The organism is Caproicibacter sp., from assembly GCF_046707225.1.
In the GTDB taxonomy this organism is placed as follows: domain Bacteria; phylum Bacillota; class Clostridia; order Oscillospirales; family Acutalibacteraceae; genus Caproicibacter.
Window position 1 is genome coordinate 23706 of record NZ_JBJKOP010000048.1, and the last position, 15798, is coordinate 39503.

11 protein-coding genes are annotated in these 15798 nt (G+C 56.2%); 2 read left to right on the forward strand and 9 right to left on the reverse strand.

Annotated elements, in window-relative coordinates:
• Window positions 1-99: 99 nt before the first annotated feature.
• The 6 genes from ACLQ3M_RS13580 to ACLQ3M_RS13605 all read right to left on the reverse strand — a co-directional run bounded on the left by ACLQ3M_RS13580 (window position 100) and on the right by ACLQ3M_RS13605 (window position 7959).
• Window positions 100-1368 carry an ABC transporter permease gene (locus ACLQ3M_RS13580; protein ID WP_411678228.1) on the reverse strand — a complete coding sequence of 423 codons (1269 nt, stop codon included), beginning with the start codon at window positions 1366-1368 and terminating at the stop codon, window positions 100-102.
• Entirely contained in the window at window positions 1368-2078 is a 711-nt protein-coding gene (locus tag ACLQ3M_RS13585) for an ABC transporter ATP-binding protein (RefSeq protein ID WP_411678229.1), read from the reverse strand. Before ACLQ3M_RS13585 ends, ACLQ3M_RS13580 begins: the two co-directional genes overlap by 1 nt.
• Window positions 2075-3388, reverse strand: a complete 1314-nt coding sequence (locus ACLQ3M_RS13590) for an efflux RND transporter periplasmic adaptor subunit (protein ID WP_411678230.1) — start codon at window positions 3386-3388, stop codon at window positions 2075-2077. Before ACLQ3M_RS13590 ends, ACLQ3M_RS13585 begins: the two co-directional genes overlap by 4 nt.
• A 15-nt stretch (window positions 3389-3403) precedes the next feature.
• Window positions 3404-4423: a hypothetical protein gene (locus ACLQ3M_RS13595; protein ID WP_411678231.1), complete on the reverse strand. Its 1020-nt coding sequence runs from the start codon at window positions 4421-4423 to the stop codon at window positions 3404-3406.
• A 333-nt stretch (window positions 4424-4756) separates the two neighbouring features.
• Entirely contained in the window at window positions 4757-5548 is a 792-nt protein-coding gene (locus ACLQ3M_RS13600) for a hypothetical protein (RefSeq protein ID WP_411678232.1), read from the reverse strand.
• Between the two features lie 86 nt (window positions 5549-5634).
• Window positions 5635-7959, reverse strand: a complete 2325-nt coding sequence (locus ACLQ3M_RS13605; protein ID WP_411678233.1) for a SpoIIE family protein phosphatase — start codon at window positions 7957-7959, stop codon at window positions 5635-5637.
• 221 nt (window positions 7960-8180) lie between these two features.
• Between ACLQ3M_RS13605 and ACLQ3M_RS13610 the strand changes: the two genes are divergently transcribed.
• Both ACLQ3M_RS13610 and trpS read left to right on the forward strand, forming a co-directional pair.
• Window positions 8181-9371 carry a PLP-dependent aminotransferase family protein gene (locus ACLQ3M_RS13610; RefSeq protein WP_411678234.1) on the forward strand — a complete coding sequence of 397 codons (1191 nt, stop codon included), beginning with the start codon at window positions 8181-8183 and terminating at the stop codon, window positions 9369-9371.
• Between the two features lie 28 nt (window positions 9372-9399).
• Window positions 9400-10410, forward strand: coding sequence for a tryptophan--tRNA ligase (trpS, locus tag ACLQ3M_RS13615; protein WP_411678235.1), 1011 nt, complete (start codon window positions 9400-9402; stop codon window positions 10408-10410).
• Window positions 10411-10582: 172 nt separating this feature from the next.
• On the opposite strand, the gene ACLQ3M_RS13620 is transcribed toward trpS, so the two are convergent.
• Genes ACLQ3M_RS13620 through ACLQ3M_RS13630 form a run of 3 tightly spaced genes read right to left on the reverse strand, consistent with a single transcriptional unit; the run spans window position 10583 to window position 15771 of the window.
• Window positions 10583-10759, reverse strand: coding sequence for a hypothetical protein (locus ACLQ3M_RS13620; RefSeq protein ID WP_411678236.1), 177 nt, complete (start codon window positions 10757-10759; stop codon window positions 10583-10585).
• 31 nt (window positions 10760-10790) lie between these two features.
• Window positions 10791-11978, reverse strand: a complete 1188-nt coding sequence (gene alr / locus ACLQ3M_RS13625; protein ID WP_411678237.1) for an alanine racemase — start codon at window positions 11976-11978, stop codon at window positions 10791-10793.
• A 34-nt stretch (window positions 11979-12012) separates the two neighbouring features.
• Window positions 12013-15771: a phosphoribosylformylglycinamidine synthase gene (locus ACLQ3M_RS13630; RefSeq protein ID WP_411678238.1), complete on the reverse strand. Its 3759-nt coding sequence runs from the start codon at window positions 15769-15771 to the stop codon at window positions 12013-12015.
• Window positions 15772-15798 lie beyond the last annotated feature (27 nt).

A 15798-nucleotide genomic window follows, 5' to 3' on the forward strand; every position in this document is an offset into this window, starting at 1 on the left:
TTACAGCGAAAAAGCCCGGCTTACGCCGGACTTTTTCAACAGGCAGCTAATCGGGCGCTGCCGGGATACGGAAGTTTTCCTTTCGGAGAGGATTTTTGCTTATTCGTACCGCAGCGCATCGATCGGGTCCAACTGGCTGGCCTTTTTCGCCGGATAATACCCGAAGAAAATGCCGATCAGCATGGAGAATCCGACGCTGATGAAAATAATCGGCACGGAAATTACCAGCTTCATCTTCAGCAGGGTTACCCCTGCCGCCGCCAATCCGATTCCCGTAATAATCCCGATGATCCCGCCGATGACACAGATAATGACCGACTCCACGATAAACTGCATCCGGATATAGCTGCTGCGCGCACCAAGAGCCTTGCGCGTACCGATTTCCCGCGTGCGCTCGGTTACGGAGACCAGCATGATATTCATGACGCCGATGCCGCCGACGATCAGGGCGATCGCGGCAATCGCGGCAATCGCAATGGAGATGGTCCCCATCATGGAGGTCACGGAGGACAGCATGTTCTCCATATTGTATGCCGAACAGGTGTATTTCGGATTGTTGGCGTACAGCCGTTTCATATAGGATTCAATCCGGTCCGTAAACGCATGGGTGTCGTTCACATTCTTCAGCTTGATTTCAAACGAGGAGTAGTTCTGGTTATCCGACGTTTCCTTGGCAACGCTGACCGGAATGTAAAGCGTTGTGCTGATGTCCTTGTCCGCGACGGCAGCTCCGCCGAACCCCTGCTGAACATATTTGTACACGCCGACGATCGTATAGGATTCCACGCCGTCGCTTGTATCCACGTTGATTTTTTGGCCGAGCGGATCGGTTTCACTGCCGAACATGTTGGAGACCAGCTTATCGGAAACCACAGCGACCCTCCGGTTTCCGCTGATATCACGGTCCGTCAGGAATCTGCCCTTCTGAACATCGACATTTTCAACCGAACCGAAACCCGGATTTGCCCCGTAAATCGTAACATTCGCGTACTTATGCCCATCCTGTGCCTTGCCGCTGCCGACGGATTCGTAAAGGGCGAGATCGCTGATTTCATTGGAGAATTTTTTCTTCACCTGCTCAATCTGATCGAAGGTCAGCAGGTCGCTGTCGTCCATTTTCTCCGTTCCCGATCCGTTCATCTGCCCGTAAATGCTGTCGTTTCCGTTCGGCGCGACATAGACGTAAATGTTATTTGCCCCAAGGCCCGCCATGGTATCGGAGACATTATTCGTCACCGCGTCCCCGATGGAAACAATCGCAATGACCGACCCGATGCCGATAATGATGCCGAGCATCGTCAAAAATGCGCGAACCTTGTTCGCCCTCAGACCCGCGACCGCAAGAATGACGTTTTCTTTCAGGAACATTACACCGCCGCCTTTCCGGAACCGGGCCTGTCGTCGACAATCATTCCGTCGTGCAGCGTCACAACCCGGTTGGTTTCCTCCGCCAGCTCGGGGTTGTGCGTAATCAGGACGATTGTCTTCCCGTCTTCCTCATGCACCTTGTGGAACAGGTCCATGACCATTCGCCCGGTCTCGGAATCCAGCGCGCCCGTCGGTTCATCCGCCAGCAGGATGGCCGGGTCGTTCGCCAGTGCGCGGGCGATGGCGACGCGCTGCTTCTGCCCGCCGGAAAGCTCGTTCGGCTGGTGATCCATGCGGTCCCCCATCCCCACCAAACTCAAAAGCTCTTTCGACCGTTCCACGCGCTTTTTGCGGTCCATACCCGCGTAAAGCATCGGCAGCTCCACATTTTTCAACGCGTTGTTGCGGGGAATCAGGTTAAAGGTCTGAAAAACAAACCCGATTTTTTTATTACGGACATCCGACAGCTGATTGTCGTTCATCCGTTTGATGGAAATCCCGTCCAGGATATATTCCCCCGACGTGGGGCGGTCCAACACGCCGATCATGTTCATCAGCGTACTTTTTCCGGAACCGGAAGCCCCCACAATGGCAATGAAGTCCCCTTCTTCCACTTCCAGAGAAATACTTTTCAGAATGTGCAGCTCATTCGGCGTTCCGATATAATAATTTTTAATGATTGAATTCATCTGGATGATCGTCCGGCTCATTTTTGGGCCTCCCCTGCCAACTGAAGCGTATCACCCGCGGAAATACCGTCCGAATTTCCGATGATAAGCATTCCGTCTTTCAGCCCGTCGCCGGAGATTTCAACCGAAACATCGGTTTCAAGGCCCGTGGTAACCGGAATTTCCTTCGCCTTATAAAGAGCGCCGGCTTTTCCCGCAACCATGATGACGTTGCCGCCGTCCTTTTGCAGCAGGGCATCATACGGAACAACAAAAACATTTTTCTTTTCCCGAATCACAATGTCCATACGGGCTTTCATCCCGATGCGAAGGGACGGATTCCGGTCGTCTACAGATACCTTCGCTGCATAAGTAACGTTTCCGGTTCCTTCCGTCGACGCGGTTGCGGCCGGAGCGATGGTTGTAACCGTACCCTTGATTTTCGCATCCCCCGTCGCGTCGGTCTGAATGGTCACGGGGTCGCCTGACTTTACGCTCGCCGCATCCATTTCTTTGATCTGCGTGTCTACAATCAGATCGCCCGTATTCTCAATAACAAACATGACTCCGGTCGGCACAGCCCCGACCGTCGCGCTTTTCACCGTAACAGTGCCGTCCGCCGGCGCTGTAATCACGGAATCCTCAAGGTTTTTCTTCAGCTTTTCCAGCCCGACATCCGCGCTTTTGTCCGCCGCCTTCAGCACCGCGCTGTCATAGGCTTCCTTTGCTGTTTTCAGATCCTGATCCGCCTGATTCTGCGCGATCGTCAGCGATTTCTGCGCTTTATCATAATCACTTTGCGCCTGTTCCATCGCCGTTTTGGAAATCTGACCGCTTTCATACAGCAGCTTTTGATAGTTATAGTTATCCGCGGCGGTTTTCAGCGCGGCCTGAGCCGTCACAACGCCGTTGTTCAGCCCGTTGTTGTACAGGTACAGCGCATTATCATAGCTTCTTTTGGCCTGCGCGAGAGCAAGCGCTGCGCTCTTACTTGAGTCGTCCGTCGTGTACTTCTGCTGCTCGACATCCTTTTCCAGCGTCGCGGTATCCAAAACCGCCAGAACGTCTCCCTTTTTCACTTTGTCGCCGACCTCCACGCTGACGGTCTTAACCGGATAGGTCAGAGTCGTATATACATTGTGGGAATCGTTGCTGTGAACCGTCCCGGACACGGCCACGGTATCCTGAAGGTTCGTTTTTTCCAGCTTGGTGGTTGTAATATTGGTATGTATGTTCTTGGATTTGGCGCGCACGGAGCAGGAGTACGCTCCCACCCCCAGAACCAAAACCGCTACCAGCAATATCGCCGCTGTTTTTTTCGTAAACCTATATTTTTTCGGTATTAATTTCATGTATTCAGCTCCCTGTTAAAATCCATTTTTTTTGTTGATATAGCTCAGATAACTGGTAAACAGGGTATTCCGGTCGTCGGCGAGCGTGCTTTGCAGGGTTTTCAATTCTTTGGTTTTATCGTCAACCGATTTCTGACTGGAGTAACCGAGGGAAAGCGCTTTGTTTTCCTGTGTGAGTTCCGCCTGTTTTCGCTGTACCTGATCCAAAGCCTGCTGGTAAACCGTATATGCGCTGGTCATGGAATCATAAAGCTTTTGAAACGCAGCCTCTTCCGATGTTCTAGTCTGCTTCACTGCAATGTCTGCGTTTTCAATGGCAAAATTGGTTGTGTTGACCTTATCGTCCGCCTGATTATAGTGAATCAATGCGGTCTTAATCGCAGAGCTGTTGCCTTCCATTACAATCAGATCGGCACTGTAGTTAATGGAAGGAATCACACTGAAGTCTAAATCTCCTTCGGCCACTGGCTTAATATCCATAGTAAATCCATTCGGCAGATTCAGTGTGGTTTTCAGTGCCTTTCTCATCTGGATCAGCTGATTGTTAATCTGGTTCACATTGTTTTGCGCCTCATTATACTGATCCAGCAGTCCGTCGCAGGTCTGCTGAGACGCGTACCCACTGGAGAGCGACTGCTGAGACACTACAAGTGCCTGTCTTGCATTTTCTGCGGTCGTCTGCGCCGCAACCAATTTGTCGTTTAATGCGCAAAACTCAAGATAATCCTCTTTCGCGCTCAATATAGCTTTCCGAATGTTTCCTTCATTTTCAATCTGTGTAAGATGATAAGCGTCTTTCGCCGAGTCCGTGTCTTGGTCACTGGTATCCTTTTCATGCTGCGCGTCCCGTATGCTGTTCTCATAGGTTTTTACATCCAGGTTATAGGTTGACATAATATCTTCGATGCTGCCGAGCGAAACCTCGACCGTTTGCTTCTGGTCCGAAGACTGTGCCGTGTCTTGCGCATAAGCAGGAACCGTGGCGCCCGCCGCCAAGGTGAGCATCAGTAAAAGGGCAATCCCTTTTTTCATCATTTTACTCCTTTCCGAAATCAGCGAATTTCCGGTCAATAACCTAAATCATACTGCGAATTTTATGATTGTCAACAGAAGCCGAGCAAAATAAACCGGTTTGTTATTGTATTAACGTTCTAATACAATCATACGCTAAAATCATGTTTTGTCAACCACTTTTCATAATTTTCTAAAATTTGATGGAATTTCAACGAATCAGATCTTTCCCGTAGAATATAAATTGGTAATCTTCCCTTATTATAACGACTCAGCAAAAAATTTCACTTCAAAATACCAAGGAGCCGGGCAATGCGCCCGGCTCCTACAATGGCCAAAATATTTTTAATGTCTTTTTTATCGGAATCCGGCGATGATCACCCCGATACCGACCACCACGGCAATCAGACCGAGCCCGACCGCCGTCAAGCGGGATTTCTGCAGAACTTTTTCCGCCTGTTCCTCCGATTTGTAAGTGACCAGAGAACGCCTCTCGCCGGAGGACGCCGCGATATGGTACCGCCTCGCGTGCCGGTACAGTTCCCCGGCGATGTTCAAAGGCTGGTTCACATGGTAAAAATACTCCAGAACATGGTATCCGGCAATATCGGAACCAAGCCTCGGAAAAAATCGCCGGCAGCTTTTCAGGTGCCTGTCCATCCATTTGGAATTTTTCTCCTCATAGCTGTCGCAGGCGGAAAGCAGCTCCGCCCGGTCGCCGAAGCTTTCCAGATCCACATAGATCTTTTCATCCGACGTGGAATCCATAATATAAAAATCATCCGGGCCCGATTCCCGGTACTCTTCGGTCTGCTCCAGATTGGCAGCGGACCGGAGTCCCCGCCTCTGCCCGCCGCTTTTTTCACGGCACGAATACGAAACGGTTTGATAGCAGGCCGCCGGGCGTTCGGTCACGGGGGCAACGGCCGGGCGGTCCGTTCTGGCGAGGCCGTAAAGCTCCACGGGAAGCCTTGCGCCCGGATCCTCTTTCAGCTTCCGGTTCAGCGCTGCGACGGCTTCTTCGATCGGAACCGGGCGGACCGGCTCCGCCGGCGGCGCCGAAGCCGCCTTGCGCTCCGCCTTTTTCATCATAAAAACCGCGCCGGCGATTCCGGCAAGGATCACCAGGATTCCAATGGCAGTCTGCATCTCGTTTCCCCCCGACTGTTTTTCTCCATTGGATATTTTAGCATGTTTCGCAGTCTGATTCAATGGAAAACGGGCCGGTTTCAGATTTACTCCAGTTTTGTCAGCATCTGAACCACGACGGTGATATCGTCGTCATGCCCGTCCCTGCGGTTCGATATCGCACGAGAGACGATCGTTTCGGCAAGCTCCTGCGGCAGACGGCCGTTCCACTTCTCCGCCTCTTCACAGATCCATTCCGCGCCGGAGGAAAGCGCCCCGTCGGTCATCAGAATCAGAAGATCCCCGTCCGCAAGCGTTTCGGAGGATTTTGCAAACCGCGTTTCGTTCAGGATGCCGATCGGCAGGCTGGGGGTGTCGATCACCGCCGCGTGCCCGTTCCGCCGCAGAATCGCGGACGGCGCTCCGGCTTTGAACAGCTCGGCACGGCCATTGAACAGATCCACCGCGGCAATGTCCATAGTGGCGAGCGATTCGTCACCTGATTTCACCAGAAGGGCCGAGTTCACAATTTTCAGCGCGGCGTCGAATCCGATTCCCGCTTTGATCAGACGCGTCATAATACCGCAGGCCATCGCTCCGTCCACTGCGGCCCTGCCTCCCGTCCCCATTCCGTCGCTCAGGACGGCGATCTGACGGCCGTTGCCGTCGGAGAACATTTCCCAGCTGTCGCCGCAGAGTTTGCCGTTTCCGCAAACATGCTGGGCGCATCCGGACTTGATGCGAAAGACAGGCATTTCCGTCATCTGAATCCGGCATTTTCCGCCCGCCGTGGTGACGCACGGCGGCTGGAACGTGCGGGAACAGGCGCGGGAAATCTCCTCGGTCAGCTCGGCCTTGCTCAGCCGCGCGCAGTCCACCGGACCCGATACGATTTCAACCGACATGCGCCCGAACCGGTCCGTTCTGCAGCTGACGTCGAACGACTGAATCCCGGCGAGACGCAGCGTTTCCTCCACCTTTTGCGCCGCCGCGTAGTCAAAAAGGTCGTACAGCTCCAGTTCGGAAGCCATCTCCTCCAGCATGCTGCTCGTCGTTTCAAACTGAACCGCGACGACGTCCCGCACCTGCTGCGCGCGGCCCTCCGCGGCGGCGCGGACCACATATTCACCGTAGTTGCGGTTCACGGCGTCCGCAAGCAGATTCAGGCGGCCGCAGTGCGAAGCGAACGGCTGGCTGAAATCCTCGCGCTGAATCTGGCCCTTTTCCTTCAGCTTTCCCGAAAGATCGTTAAACGCGTTCATGCTGTCGGTGAAATTCCGGTCCCAGCAATAAGCGTTCAGTCCGCAGGTGCGGCAGACCTCGTCCGCGGCCTTGTGGTAAACGCTGCTGATGTCCGGAGAGCAGACGACCTGCAGCTTTTTGGAGACCTCCTCGACGGATTCCGAGACGCTGCCCAGCGCCTTCGCGGCGAAATCCAGCTTCATGATCACCGAACGGCGCAGACCCTCCGCACGGGACGAATCGTCGCCTCGCGAGAAAATTCCGACAAGGCCGCTGCCGGTTTTGGCCGGAAGCAGCATATATATGACGGTCGCCGCCATCACCTCGTAAAGGCCGCTCACCACCGCCGCCTGATTCCCGACCTGAAGGGAAGCGACGGTATTTGCCGCCACAAACGCGCAGGCGGACGCAAGCCGGCCCACCGGCGAGAACAGCCCGGCCATCAGGCCGCCCAGAGCGTAAGCGCCGGAAAGATAATTCAGGCCCGCCGTGGAAAGGCTGAACGCGATCCCGGCCGCAACGCCGGAAACGCTTCCGCCGCTGACCCCGCCGTACCGCGCGGCAAACAGAATCGCCAGCACCGCGAGGACCCGGCCCGCCGATACTCCCCCAACGGATAAGCCGGACAGGGAGAGGATCAGAAGCCCCGCCGAAAACGCGGCGCACGTGGTCTCCTGCGCGCTCCATTCACCGGGGCTGCGGCCCGACTCCCAGACGGAGACCGTCCGGCGGAAGAAATAGGCCGCCGCGCCCGCCAGCATGGCTTCCGCCACGTACATGGCGGTCGTCGCGGTCCCGGAACCATTGACCAGCGCCACGCTCATCCCGGTTGCCAGCACCGGCAGAAACGCAACCGCCGGCGCGAACGCGGGATGCGAGCGAAGACGCACAAGATCGTTCAGGGTCCAGCGAATCGCCGCGGCAGCCAGCAGCGCGGCCAGATAGTGAACCGGGACCGTAACGGCCGAGGGAAGAAGATACCCCGCGGCACTGCCAAGAATCGCGCTCCACAGGACCGAATAGGGCATCGCCGCCGCCGCCGCAACGCCGAACGGCGCGTACTGCCCGAAAACGGTTCCCCGCGCGAAAAGCATTCCCGCCGTAAAAGCCGTAAGATGCCGCGCGGCCGTCCTTGCCGGGACAGCAGCCGCCGCGGAAAGTCGGATACGCCGGATGTTTTCCTTTGCCATGGATCTATCACCGCCATTGTTTATTGGAACAACTTGTCCCCAAATTGACCTAAGTCTATTATACGATTTGTATTTAGACCATATTGTCATAACATGGCGTAAAATAATGGCGAAAAGAATCGGATAAAACCAAATTATCATTTATTAGGATTTATCTGGCAACCGGAGGGAAACTGTGTTAGAATAAGGAATAAAATATTCAGTAGGAAAGGTCGATCATTATGGAATACCAATTTTCCAGGCGCGTGTTGGAACTTAAGCCTTCTGCAATCCGGGAAATCTTTAAGTATGCCGCCGATCCGCAGGTCATTTCACTCTCCGCCGGGAATCCCGCTCCGGAAGCGTTCCCGGTTCATGAAATCGCGGAAATTTCAGCGGAAATTCTGGCTCAGCGCCCGATCGACGCTCTTCAGTACGGCACGACGGAGGGCTACACGCCCCTGCGCAGGCATCTTGCCGCCTATTTGAAAGAAACGTCCGGAATCGGTTCGGACGGCGACGACCTGATCATTACAAGCGGCGCGCAGCAGATCATGGATCTGTTTACAAAATCCGTCGTCGACGAAGAGGACACCATTGTGTGCGAAGCCCCGAGCTTCCTCGGCGCGCTGAACACCTACCGTTCCTACCGGGCGAAACTGCGCGGCGTGCCGATGGAATCGGACGGAATCAGCCTGGAAGGCCTGGAACAGGCATTAAAGGAGGAAAAGCGGGCAAAATTCATCTACACCATCCCGAACTTTCAGAATCCGACCGGCGCGACCATGAGCCTTGCAAAGCGGCACGGAATGTATGAGCTCGCAAAGAAATACGGCTTGATGATCCTGGAGGATAACCCTTACGGCGATCTGCGTTTTCAGGGGGAGGATCTTCCGTCCATCAAGTCTTTCGACACGGAGGGCATCGTCCTCTACTCCGGCACTTTTTCCAAGGTCGTTGCGCCCGGCATCCGCGTTGGGTACGCGGTCGGTCCGAAACCGGTTCTTCAGAAAATGATCGTATGCAAGCAGGGCGAGGACGTGCACACCAACATTTGGGGCCAGATGCTCTGCGACGAGCTGATGACAAAATACGATTTTGGCGCGCACCTTGCCCGTCTGCGCGAGGTATACCGCAAAAAATCGAAGGTCGCCGTCGATGCGATGAATCGATGGCTTCTGCCGAAAATCACCTATCTGCCGATCGAGGGCGGCCTGTTTTTCTGGTGCACCCTGCCGGACGGAATCGATATGCTCGAATTTGTCAAACGCGCGATTGACCACAAGGTCTGCGTCGTGCCCGGCAACGCCTTTCTGACCGACGAATCAAAGCCCTGCCAATCGTTTCGCATCAATTACACCACGCCGACCGACGAAAACCTCGTGCGCGGCATTCAGCTTTTAGGGGAAGTCGCAAGCGACATGATCCCGTAAAAGCGTCAATATGGAGGCATCAGTTTTAATGAAACCGGAAAAAAACGAAAACACCAAAAAGGTCATCTTCAGCGCGATTCAGCCGAGCGGCACCATCACACTCGGCAATTATCTCGGCGCGCTGAAAAACTGGATTGAGCTGCAGGACGAATACGAATGCATCTATGCGCTCGCGGATCTGCACACCATTACGGTGCGGCAGGAGCCCGCAAAATTCCGCCGCAATACGCTTGAAGCGTACGCACTGCTGCTCGCCTGCGGCATCGACCCGCAGAAAAGCCCGTTTTTCATTCAGAGCCAGGTACCGGAGCACGCCCAGCTCGCGTGGGTTCTGAACTGCTACACGCAGTTCGGCGAGCTGCAGCGCATGACGCAGTTTAAGGATAAATCCCAGAAGCACCCCGACAACATCAACGCCGGTCTGTTCACCTACCCAAGCCTGATGGCGGCAGACATTCTGCTTTATCAGGCCGACCTAGTCCCGGTCGGCGTGGACCAGAAGCAGCACATCGAGCTGACCCGCAACATCGCCGACCGCTTCAACGGTCTGTACGGCCAGACGTTCAAGCTGCCGGAGGGGTATATTCCGGAAACGGGCGCAAAAATCATGTCTTTGCAGGACCCCGCCCGTAAGATGAGTAAATCCGATGAGAACGTGAACGCCTCCATCGCGGTTCTGGACCGCCCGGAGGATATCATGCGCAAATTCAAGCGCGCCGTGACGGACAGCGAAGCCTGCGTGCGCCGCGCCCCGGGCAAAGACGGGGTCAACAATCTGATGGGCATCTATTCCTGCGTGACGGGACGCACCGACGGGGAAATCGAAGCGGAGTTTGCCGGAAAGGGTTACGGCGACTTTAAGACGGCGGTCGGCGAGGCGGTCGCGGAGCATCTTCGCCCCATCCGTGAGAAGTTCGACGACTATATGAAGAATAAAGACTATCTGGAACAATGTTACGCCGAAGGCGGGCGGAAAGCGGAGGTTATCGCCCGCAAAACGCTGCGCAAGGTCATGAAAAAGGTTGGTTTTCTGCAGTAGAACGCTCTGATTTGGGTGGAACAGGGGTTGTTGCAAAATAGCCCTATTCAGGACTTATGTAAAAAAATGCGTCTTGATCCGGCCTATAAAAGCCGTTTCAAGACGCATTCTCTTGTTTTTAAGGCTGTTACTTTGCGAAATTGCTCTCACTAATTCATTTTGCAACAGCCCTTTATGGTTTGTTTTGTTTCAGGCTTCGCGCATATAAAAACTGAAGAATCAGGGAAGCCGTGATCAGAACGGCGCATTCCGTCGACCCCGTTCCCGTAACAGCGTTGTGAATCGCGGCCGCGACCGCGGCCGCCGAAAAAGCCCACGCAAGAATCATAATGGCTCTATTTCTTTGCATTCCGTTCCCCTCTCCCCTGTTAAGCCGTGCTTTAGCGCCTGAGATAATCAAGGCTGCCAATCGTCTCACAGTTTCGCAGAAAAACACGCGGAACCCGCTTGGACACACCGCAAACCAGTTCATAGTTAATTGTTCCAACCTGAGAAGCCAACTCATCCACCGGAAGGGCGGCGCCGTCCGTGCCGAATACCGTAACCGTGTCCCCCGCCTTCACATCCGGAATTTTTGTTACGTCCAGCATCAGCTGATCCATGCAGACCCTGCCGATGATCATTGCCCTCTGCCCACGCACCAGCAGCTCCGCGGACTGAAACAGACTTCTCGGGTAACCGTCCGCGTAACCAATCGGTACCGTGGCCACCTTCATCTCTTCCTGAGAGATAAATTTGCGTCCGTAGCTCACCGAGGTCTGGGCGGGGACCGTCTTGACAAGCGCTACAACACTTTTCAGCTGCATGACGGGAATCAGCGGCGCGGGATTTCGGATGCAGCCGGACGGCATCAGGCCGTAGAGGATGATGCCGGGGCGCGCCATGTCCATCTGCATCTCCGGATAATCGAAGATCGCCGCGGAATTGGCGCAGTGACGAATCCGGAATGATATGCCGCGCCGATTCAGCTTTTCGATTGCATCGCGGAAATTGTGAGCCTGCATTCGGGTATAGTCACGTCCGTTCTCGCCCTCGTCCGCCACCGCGAAATGCGTGAAAACTCCCTCAGGGTCGATTCCGGGCAGCGCGCAGGCGCGTTCGATTTCGTCCAGCGAACCGCCGTCACGCTCCGGATGCTGATACAAAAATCCGACCCGGCTCATGCCGGTGTCCAGAGAAATATGTACCTTTACGGAGGCCCCGGCCTTCACGGCCCGCTCGCTCAGCGCAGCCGCGTACTCGCCGCCGACCATCGCCTGCGAAATATTCAGCCGGGCAAGCTCCGCCGCCATTTCGGGCGGCGTGTAACCCAGAATCAGAATCGGCAGCTTGATGCCCGCCCTGCGCAGCTGCCTCGCCTCTTCAAAATTGGAAACCGCGAACCAGTCCGCGCCCAGCTTTTCATATTCCGCCGCAAGGCGCTCAGCGCCGTGGCCGTAGGCGTCCGCCTTAACCACACAGCAAACCTTTGTTTCAGCGCGCAGCCTCTTTTTAATCTCCCGGTAATTGTGTTCCACGGCGTCCAGGCTGATTTCAGCCCACGTCCGCTTCAAAATATTTTCCGTCACACCGACCGCCAGCTTTCAGACTACTCATACTTGTTTATTTAAAATAGTTCACGCCGGATTCAAACAGCTTCTGGTCTTTCTTTCCCGGAACGTTTTGGTACAGATTTTCACCCATCCGCTCCGAATGGCTCATTTTCCCAAGGATTCGCCCGTCAGGGCTGGTGATTCCCTCCACCGCGCAGACAGAGCCGTTCGGGCTCCATTCGGAAGCTCCGCTCGGTACGCCGCCCGGCGTGCAGTACTGCGTCGCGACCTGTCCGTTTGCGATCAGACCGCTCATCACATCCTCGCCCGCGACAAAGCGGCCTTCCCCATGGGAAATCGGAACGGCGAACACGTCGCCCGCGTTCACCCCCGCGAACCATGGGGATTTTACCGAAGCCACACGCGTGTACACCATGCGGGAGATATGCCTTCCGATGCTGTTAAAGGTCAGGGTCGGCGCATGCTCCGACGGCGCCGTAATTCTGCCGTAGGGAACAAGCCCCAGCTTAATCAGCGCCTGGAACCCGTTGCAGATTCCCAGCATCAGGCCGTCTCTTTTGGTAAGCATCTGCTCAACCGCTTCCGCGATTCGCGGATTCCGGAACGTCGTCGCAATGAATTTACCCGAACCGTCCGGCTCGTCGCCGCCCGAGAAGCCCCCCGGAATCATAATGATCTGTGAACGAGAAATCGCCTCCGCCATCCGTTCGATGGTTTCTTCAATATCATTCGGCGTCAGATTTCTCACGACCAGAACCTCCGGTACGGCCCCGGCCTTTTCAAACGCGCGGGCGCTGTCGTATTCGCAGTTCGTGCCCGGGAACACCGGAATGAATACGCGGGGCTTCGCCGTTTTGATCGAAGGCGCCGCCTCGCTGCGTTCCGTGCAGAGCGGAACGTCTCTAATTTTGGTGCCCGGCGCCGCGGCAGGGAATATTTTGTCCAGCGTGCCGTTCCACGCGCTGATCAGCCGTTCAAGGCTAAGCGCCGTGTCTCCCAGCTCCACCTGAGGCTGCTCTATCGTATGGCCCAGCGTGAGAAACGCCAGATTCTGAACCGGCGTCTCCTCGTCCAGTTCCACAAGAATCGCGCCGGAAGCCGGGGCAAACAGGCACTGTGGACTCAGGACCGGCGGATTGAAGCGGAAACCGATCTTGTTGCCGAAGCACATGCGCGCCACGGCGGCGGCCGCGCCGCCCTCTTTTACGACGGAGGCGGACCGGACTCCGCCCTCCCGAACAAGGTGAACCACCGCGGCATAATAAGCCTTCAGCTTCTGCCAGTTTGGCAGAAGCGTCTCCGGGTCCTCCGGGAGCGGAAGCAGCAAAACCTTGGAACCGGCTTTTTGGAACGCCGCGGAAACGGTCTTGCTCTTTTTGGTCATCGCCACCGCGAAGCTGACCAAAGTCGGCGGAACGCTGATGGATTCAAACGTACCGCTCATGCTGTCCTTGCCGCCGATGGACGGAACGCCGAGCCCGATCTGCGCGGAAAGCGCGCCGAGCAGCGCGGCGGTGGGTTTGCCCCAGCTTTTCGGGTCGTTCGTCATCCGTTCGAAATATTCCTGAAAGGTCAGCCGCGCCGAAAGCGGGTCCGCGCCGAGCGCCGCGAGCCTCGACAGGCTCTCGACCACCGCGTAGGCCGCGCCGTGAAACGGCGAGAAACGGGAAATTCCCGGGATAAAGCCGTAGCTCATCGCGGTCGCATCGTCGCTGGCGCCGGCGACCGGCAAACCCGCGACCATGCCCTCTTCCGGGGTCAGCTGGTAGGTGCCCGCGAACGGCATCAGGACCGTCTGGGCGCCGATGCTCGCGTCGAAGCGCTCGGAAAGTCCCTTTTGCCCGCAAACTTCCAAACGGGAAAGGTTCGTTTCAAACGCCTGCGCCAGCGAAAGCCCCTCAAGGCACTCCGGAACCCTTTCGCGGTAGTTCTGCTTTGGGTCGACGGCCGAAATCAGGGCATCGGCGTTCTGGGTAACGCCGTTCGTGTTCAGGAAAGATCGGGCAATATCGACAATTTTGTCTCCGCGCCACGTCATGCGGAGCCTCGGCTCTTCTTTCACGACGGCCACAACGGTCGCGACGAGATTTTCCCGCGCCGCGGCTGCGACAAAGGCTTCCGTGTCGCCGGGGGCCAGCACCACCGCCATGCGCTCCTGCGATTCCGAAATGGCAAGCTCCGTTCCGTCGAGTCCCTCGTATTTTTTCGGAACCTTGTCAAGATCGATGCTCAGGCCGTCCGCCAGTTCGCCGATCGCGACACTGACGCCGCCCGCGCCGAAATCGTTGCAACGCTTGATCATTTTGGCGACCTTCGGGTCGCGGAACAGACGCTGGATCTTGCGCTCTGTGGGCGGGTTGCCCTTCTGAACCTCCGCGCTGCACACCTCGATGGACTGCTGCGTGTGCGCCTTGGAGGAGCCGGTCGCCCCGCCGCAGCCGTCGCGTCCTGTCGCCCCGCCCAACAGAACGATCACGTCCCCGGGCGCCGGAACACCGCGCATTACGTTTTCTTTGGGGGACGCGCCGATCACCGCGCCGATTTCCATGCGCTTCGCAACATAGCCGGGGTCGTAAAGCTCCGTGACCTGCCCCGTGGCAAGGCCGATCTGATTCCCGTAGGAGCTGTATCCCTGCGCCGCGCCGGTCGTGATCTTGCGCGTCGGCAGTTTGCCCTTTCTGGTCTTTTCAAACGGCACGCGCGGATCGCCGGAGCCGGTGACGCGCATCGCCTGATAGACGTACGCCCTGCCGGAAAGCGGGTCGCGGATCGCGCCGCCCAGGCAGGTCGCCGCGCCGCCGAACGGTTCGATCTCCGTCGGATGGTTGTGGGTTTCGTTTTTAAACTGCACCAGCCATGTCTGAACCTTTCCGTCCACCGTAACCGGTACTTCAATCGAACAGGCGTTGATCTCTTCGCTTACGTCAAGGTCGGGGATCAGGCCGCGCTTTCTCAGCAGCTTCATCCCGATGACCGCCATGTCCATCAGGGATACCGGCCGATCGGTTCTTCCGTAAACCTCGTCGCGGGCGTGATAGTATTCCGCGAGCGCGTCCTCGATCACCGCGCTCAGCGCGGAGCGTTCCACCGTGATGCGGTTCAGGCGGGTCAGAAACGTCGTATGGCGGCAGTGGTCGCTCCAGTAGGTGTCGATCACGCGCAGTTCCGTGACGCTTGGGTCCCTCTTTTCCGCGTCGCGGAAATAATCGCGGCAGAACAAAAGATCCTCCCGGCTCATGGCGAACCCCATCGAGCGGTGATATTCAAAAAGCCGCCCATCGTTCCAGGAGGTGAATCCTTCCACACGAGCGACATCCTCAGGCACCTTTGCCTCGGAATCGAGTGTTTCCGGCTTGCTCATGGAAGCAAGGCGGCTTTCAACCGGGTTGATCAGATAATTTTCAATTTTCAAAAGATCTTCCGGATTCAATTCACCTTTGACCGCGACGAGTTTCGCCGTCGCAACCTGCGGCCGCTCTCCCTGCGTCAGCAGCTGGACACACTGAGCCGCTGAATCCGCCCTCTGATCGTACTGCCCGGGAAGATACTCCGTCGCAAAGGCTCTGTACCCCTCCGGCAAAGGATATTCCTCTTCGTACACTAAATCAACATTTGGTTCCGAAAGGATGGTGTCCCTTGCCGCCTCATATTCTTTGCCTGAAATTCCGGAAAGATCGTAACGGTTGACGATTTTGACGTCTTCCACGGAAGTCAGGCCAAGGTTTTCCATCAGGTCCGCGCACAGATGCCGCGCCTCTGAGTCAAACCCCGGCTTTTTTTCCACAAAAACACGGATGACTTCTGACATTTTTTCCCCCAATTCCGCCGGCTGAAC

What these genes read in the sequence shown, in the direction of transcription:
- ACLQ3M_RS13580 (WP_411678228.1), bottom strand. Translation starts at nt 1,368, where the DNA reads ATGTTCCTGAAAGAAAACGTCATTCTTGCGGTCGCGGGTCTGAGGGCG.
- ACLQ3M_RS13585 (WP_411678229.1), bottom strand. Translation starts at nt 2,078, where the DNA reads ATGAGCCGGACGATCATCCAGATGAATTCAATCATTAAAAATTATTAT.
- ACLQ3M_RS13590 (WP_411678230.1), bottom strand. Translation starts at nt 3,388, where the DNA reads ATGAAATTAATACCGAAAAAATATAGGTTTACGAAAAAAACAGCGGCG.
- ACLQ3M_RS13595 (WP_411678231.1), bottom strand. Translation starts at nt 4,423, where the DNA reads ATGATGAAAAAAGGGATTGCCCTTTTACTGATGCTCACCTTGGCGGCG.
- ACLQ3M_RS13600 (WP_411678232.1), bottom strand. Translation starts at nt 5,548, where the DNA reads ATGCAGACTGCCATTGGAATCCTGGTGATCCTTGCCGGAATCGCCGGC.
- ACLQ3M_RS13605 (WP_411678233.1), bottom strand. Translation starts at nt 7,959, where the DNA reads ATGGCAAAGGAAAACATCCGGCGTATCCGACTTTCCGCGGCGGCTGCT.
- ACLQ3M_RS13610 (WP_411678234.1), top strand. Translation starts at nt 8,181, where the DNA reads ATGGAATACCAATTTTCCAGGCGCGTGTTGGAACTTAAGCCTTCTGCA.
- trpS (WP_411678235.1), top strand. Translation starts at nt 9,400, where the DNA reads ATGAAACCGGAAAAAAACGAAAACACCAAAAAGGTCATCTTCAGCGCG.
- ACLQ3M_RS13620 (WP_411678236.1), bottom strand. Translation starts at nt 10,759, where the DNA reads ATGCAAAGAAATAGAGCCATTATGATTCTTGCGTGGGCTTTTTCGGCG.
- ACLQ3M_RS13630 (WP_411678238.1), bottom strand. Translation starts at nt 15,771, where the DNA reads ATGTCAGAAGTCATCCGTGTTTTTGTGGAAAAAAAGCCGGGGTTTGAC.